The organism is Streptomyces thermovulgaris (assembly GCF_002155915.1).
Taxonomy (GTDB): Bacteria; Actinomycetota; Actinomycetes; order Streptomycetales; family Streptomycetaceae; genus Streptomyces; species Streptomyces thermovulgaris.
In genome coordinates, this window is the sequence record NZ_MUME01000456.1 from 1 (window position 1) to 3,907 (window position 3,907).

Annotated in this window: 5 protein-coding genes and 1 pseudogene; 2 read left to right on the top strand and 4 right to left on the bottom strand. The window is 70.1% G+C overall.

Annotated elements, in window-relative coordinates; genetic code table 11:
• On the top strand, positions 1–432 hold a 432-nt coding region (locus CCN35_RS26260), incomplete at its 5' end, for an ATP-binding protein (protein WP_425444327.1).
• Between the two features lie 2 nt (positions 433–434).
• Here the strand turns inward: CCN35_RS26260 and CCN35_RS26265 are convergent.
• The 4 genes and pseudogenes from CCN35_RS26265 to CCN35_RS26280 form a co-directional block, all read right to left on the bottom strand.
• Positions 435–635 (bottom strand): hypothetical protein, encoded by a 201-nt coding sequence (locus CCN35_RS26265; protein WP_245863507.1) that lies wholly within the window; start codon positions 633–635, stop codon positions 435–437.
• A gap of 171 nt (positions 636–806) precedes the next feature.
• Positions 807–1,420, bottom strand: a pseudogene (locus CCN35_RS28185) (response regulator transcription factor).
• A gap of 7 nt (positions 1,421–1,427) precedes the next feature.
• Entirely contained in the window at positions 1,428–1,643 is a 216-nt protein-coding gene (locus CCN35_RS28190; protein ID WP_067388025.1) for a hypothetical protein, read from the bottom strand.
• Between the two features lie 273 nt (positions 1,644–1,916).
• Positions 1,917–3,095: a Cmx/CmrA family chloramphenicol efflux MFS transporter gene (locus tag CCN35_RS26280; RefSeq protein ID WP_086794579.1), complete on the bottom strand. Its 1,179-nt coding sequence runs from the start codon at positions 3,093–3,095 to the stop codon at positions 1,917–1,919.
• 280 nt (positions 3,096–3,375) lie between these two features.
• Between CCN35_RS26280 and CCN35_RS26285 the strand changes: the two genes are divergently transcribed.
• Entirely contained in the window at positions 3,376–3,705 is a 330-nt protein-coding gene (locus CCN35_RS26285) for an MmyB family transcriptional regulator (RefSeq protein WP_425444328.1), read from the top strand.
• The last annotated feature ends 202 nt before the right edge of the window (positions 3,706–3,907 follow it).

Sequence of the window (3,907 nt, forward strand, 5' to 3'; positions counted from 1 at the left end):
TCCCCCGCCGCACTCCCCCAGGACATCGAGTTCCGCTTCCCCCGTCACGCCCGCAGCGTGGGTCGCGCCCGTGCGCTCCTGCGTGAGCAGGCGACCTCCTGGAAGCTCCCCGACGAGGTGACGGAAACGGCCGTGCTCCTGCTCAGCGAGCTGATGACCAACGCCTACCGCCACGCGAAGGTCCCCCCGGGCAGGGAAATCCGGGCACGCTGTGTGCTGAACGACGACGGCTGCCTCCGCGTCTCGGTCTCGGACGCGAGCGACACGCTGCCCACACCCCGCGAGGCGTCCCTGGAGGACGAAGCCGGCCGGGGCCTCGCCCTGGTGGCGGCCCTGGCGGACGACTGGGGCGCCGCGCCCCGCCCCGGCGGCATCGGCAAAACGGTGTGGTTCGAGCTCAAGTCCGGCTCGGAAGCATCAGCAGGAAAGTGACGTCAGGGCCGGTGCTCTTCCTTGTCCTTCGCGGCGCTCGCCGCCGACGCTCCCAGTCGGATCCCGTAGCGCACGCACCAGACCGCCACCAGCGAACCCAGCAGAGCGGGCAGGAACCACACCAGCGTCCACGGCCCGCCGAGCACCACGCCCGCCACGGCCGCCCCGTGCACCAGCACGGCCAGGGCCTGGACCGCGGCCAACTCCGCCTTCGTCCGCCTCGCCGTGTTCCGTCGCCCCGCCGTCACAACCGTGCGCTCCCCATCTCCCGTGCACGCCTGCCGCATCACGCCCTGCGGGCAGCGAGCACGGATCCGGCCGTCCTTGATCCCACCACGCGGTGCGAGGACCCGGAAAGTGAGATCCTCACGTCCCTACAGGCAGCCCTGGCGTTCGGCGATGCGGACGGCGTCGACGAGGGTGCGGGCGTGGAGCTTGCCGACGGCGGAGGAGAACCGGTTGCGCACCGTGCCCACGCTCAGGAAGAGTTCGGCGGCGATCTCACGGGCGTGCGCGTCCGAGGACGCCAACCGCAGCACCTCGGTCTCCCGCTCGGTCAACGGGCTGGCCTCGCCGGCCCGGTCGTCCCGCATCAGCGGATCGATCACTCGCCCGCCCGCGGCGACCCGGCGAATCGCGTCCGCGGTCTCCGCGGGGGTCGCGCTCTTGAGCAGATAACCAGAAGCCCCCGCATCCATCGCACGGGTCAGATGCCCGGGCCGGTCCAGTGCCGTGAGCATCAAGGTGCGGCAGTCGGGCAGCTTTTCGGCGAGCGTGGCGGCGACGGCGATGCCGTTTGTGCCGGGCAGATCGATGTCGAATCGATGTCGAGGAGAACCACGCCGGGCCGCAGCCGCTCGGCCTCGGCCAGCGCGGCCCCGCCGTCGGCGGCTTGGCCGACGACCTGGATCCCCAGCTCGCCGGAGAGCAACGCCACCAACCCGGACCGCACGACGGCATGGTCCTCGACCACCAGCACTTCGATCACCCACCGATCATTCCCGGCGGGCCGGACCGGAGCCGTCGCCGCCCCCGCCGCACCTCCTGGGCCGGGTCCCGGTGAGCATGACGCCGAGGGTCGTGACGGCGAAGACCACAACTCCCTTGTACGGGAAGTTCTCTGTCAGAACGCCCAGCCGGATGAGGGCGTAGAGGAGCACCATCCCCAGGGCGCACCACCCCAAGCCGTACAGCAACGGCCTGGGAAGCATGTCACGCACAAAAGACCTCGTTTTCCGGTTCATCTGAAGTACGCACGGCGGGCTCCCTGCCGGGATTCGTCGTCCCTGCCGGAGCTTGCCGCTGTCCCACAGGCGATGGCTGTCACGTCAGCTCCGTCGCCGCACTCCTCCGGCGACGGAACAACTGCGCTCCGATCACTGTCCCTTGCCGTGCTCGACGCAGTGACGCAGGTCTCACCGCACATGTCGTGCCTTCGACGATCCTTCGGCGTCCCCCGGATGTCCGGGAAGCGTTCGCGTGCGTCACGGGAGCACCTCGGCGCCTCGGTCGGCCGCGACCACCGTGCGGAAGGGGAACGCAATGAGCAGTGCGATCGCGGCCAGGAGCCCGCTTGCCCACAGTGGTCCGAGGATCCCGGCCGCGGTGCCGAGGGCGGTCGCGGCGATGAGGGGACCGACGGCGGCACCGACGTTGAGTGCCGCGGTCGCGTACGACCCGGCCATGGTGGGGGCTTGCGCGGCCTCGTAAAGGACCCGAGTGATCAGGGTGCTGCCCAGTGCGAACGACAGGGCGCCCTGCACGAACACGAGGACGAACAGGGCGACCGGCTCGTCGGCCAGCACCGCCAGGGCCGACCAGCCGATGACCAGCAGCGGGCCGCCGACCGCGATGACCAGACCGGGACGCCGGTCGGACAGCCGGCCGGCGACGGTGACCCCGGCGAAGGAACCGGCGCCGAAGAGCACCAGGGCGACGGAGATCCACAGCTCGCCCAGCCCGGCGGTGTCGGTCACGACGGGAGCGAGGAAGGTGAAGCTTCCGAACGTCGCCGCGTTCACCAGCGCGCCGAGCAGCATCACCAGGATCAACGGCGGCCTTGTGAGCTGGGCGAGCTCCGCCTGCAAGGCCGGCCCGCCGGTCCCCTCCTCCTTCACGCGTCCCGCCGGGATGGCTTTCAGGATGCCGAGAGCCGCAGGCAGGCAGAGAGCGGCGACGGCCCAGAAGGTGGTCCGCCAGCCGAGCAACGTGCCCAGTACCGACCCGCCAGGGACACCGGCGATCGTGGCCACCGTGGTGCCTGACAGCAGCACGGCCAGTGCACGTCCCTTTTTGTCGGGTGGGACCAGCGTTGCGGCAGCCGTCAGGGCGACGGCGAGAAACCCTGCGTTCGCGAGCGCGGCGACGACCCGGGTGGCGAACAGAACCGGGAAACCGGTGGTGACGGCGCCCACGGCGTGAGCCGCCATGAAAGTGAGGACGAACCCGAGAAGGCTGGAACGCTTGGACCAGTTGCGGACAAGCGCGGCCGCAAGGGGAGCACCGACGATCATGCCGACCGCGAAGGCCGAGGTGAGCGTGCCTGCTGTCCCGACTGTGACGTCGAGGTCCGAGGCGATGTCCGGCAGGAGGCCGGCGAGCATGAACTCCGAGGTGCCCATGGCGAAGACCGCCATGGCAAGCAGATACAGAGGAAAAGGCATCGAGTGGCTCCGAGGTGAGGAGAAGCACAAGAAGGTCATCTCGTCACCGCGGCCAGCCCCAAGGGCACACTCGTCCGGCCGCAGAACGCGGCGCGGCGACGGGGCTACGAGTTCAGTGGCTCAGGGGGCTGACGGCGTGACCGAAAGCCCCCCACCCTGTCTGACTCAGGACTCGACATGGTCCGCACGGTACCCGACCGATGCCCGCCGAGGCACCTTGGTTTCAGCGGCATTGGCGTGTGTCACCAACGCGCACCCCGCAACAGTCGACCGCTGACAGATGATCTGCTCCGCCGACCCACGGCCGAGGGCGCCGTCACGGCCCGCCCCATGTGAAAGCAGCCGGTGCGAAAGCAGCCGCTCACGCACCGATGCGCGCCTGGCGGGACCAACCGGTGAACTCACCATGCGCCTGCAGCACCCGACGGTCGGCGCCACGAGCGTCACCTACCAGGCCTGGCTCCAGCCCGACAGCCCCGACCACCGCCTGGAGGCCTACACCCCCAACAACCCCAGCCCCGCCGACGCCCTGCACACCCTGCCCCACCAAAGCCGCCCGAATCCCCACAGGACACAGCAGCCGAAACCTGCCACACCATCGAACACATGACTCCCTGACCGCACGGACACGGGGAGTAGTTCCAGATCGAATGCGTCAAGGAGGACACCGGAAGCCATCCCCGCGGGTGCGGGGAGCAGACACGCATGAAGGTCAAGGCCGCCGCATACAAGGGGCCATCCCCGCAGGTGCGGGGAGCAGCTGGCTCTGGAGACGGGGATGTCCTGGACGCAGGGGCCATCCCCGCGGGTGC

What these genes read in the sequence shown, in the direction of transcription:
- CCN35_RS28190 (WP_067388025.1), bottom strand. Translation starts at nt 1,643, where the DNA reads ATGCTTCCCAGGCCGTTGCTGTACGGCTTGGGGTGGTGCGCCCTGGGG.
- CCN35_RS26280 (WP_086794579.1), bottom strand. Translation starts at nt 3,095, where the DNA reads ATGCCTTTTCCTCTGTATCTGCTTGCCATGGCGGTCTTCGCCATGGGC.
- CCN35_RS26285 (WP_425444328.1), top strand. Translation starts at nt 3,376, where the DNA reads ATGATCTGCTCCGCCGACCCACGGCCGAGGGCGCCGTCACGGCCCGCC.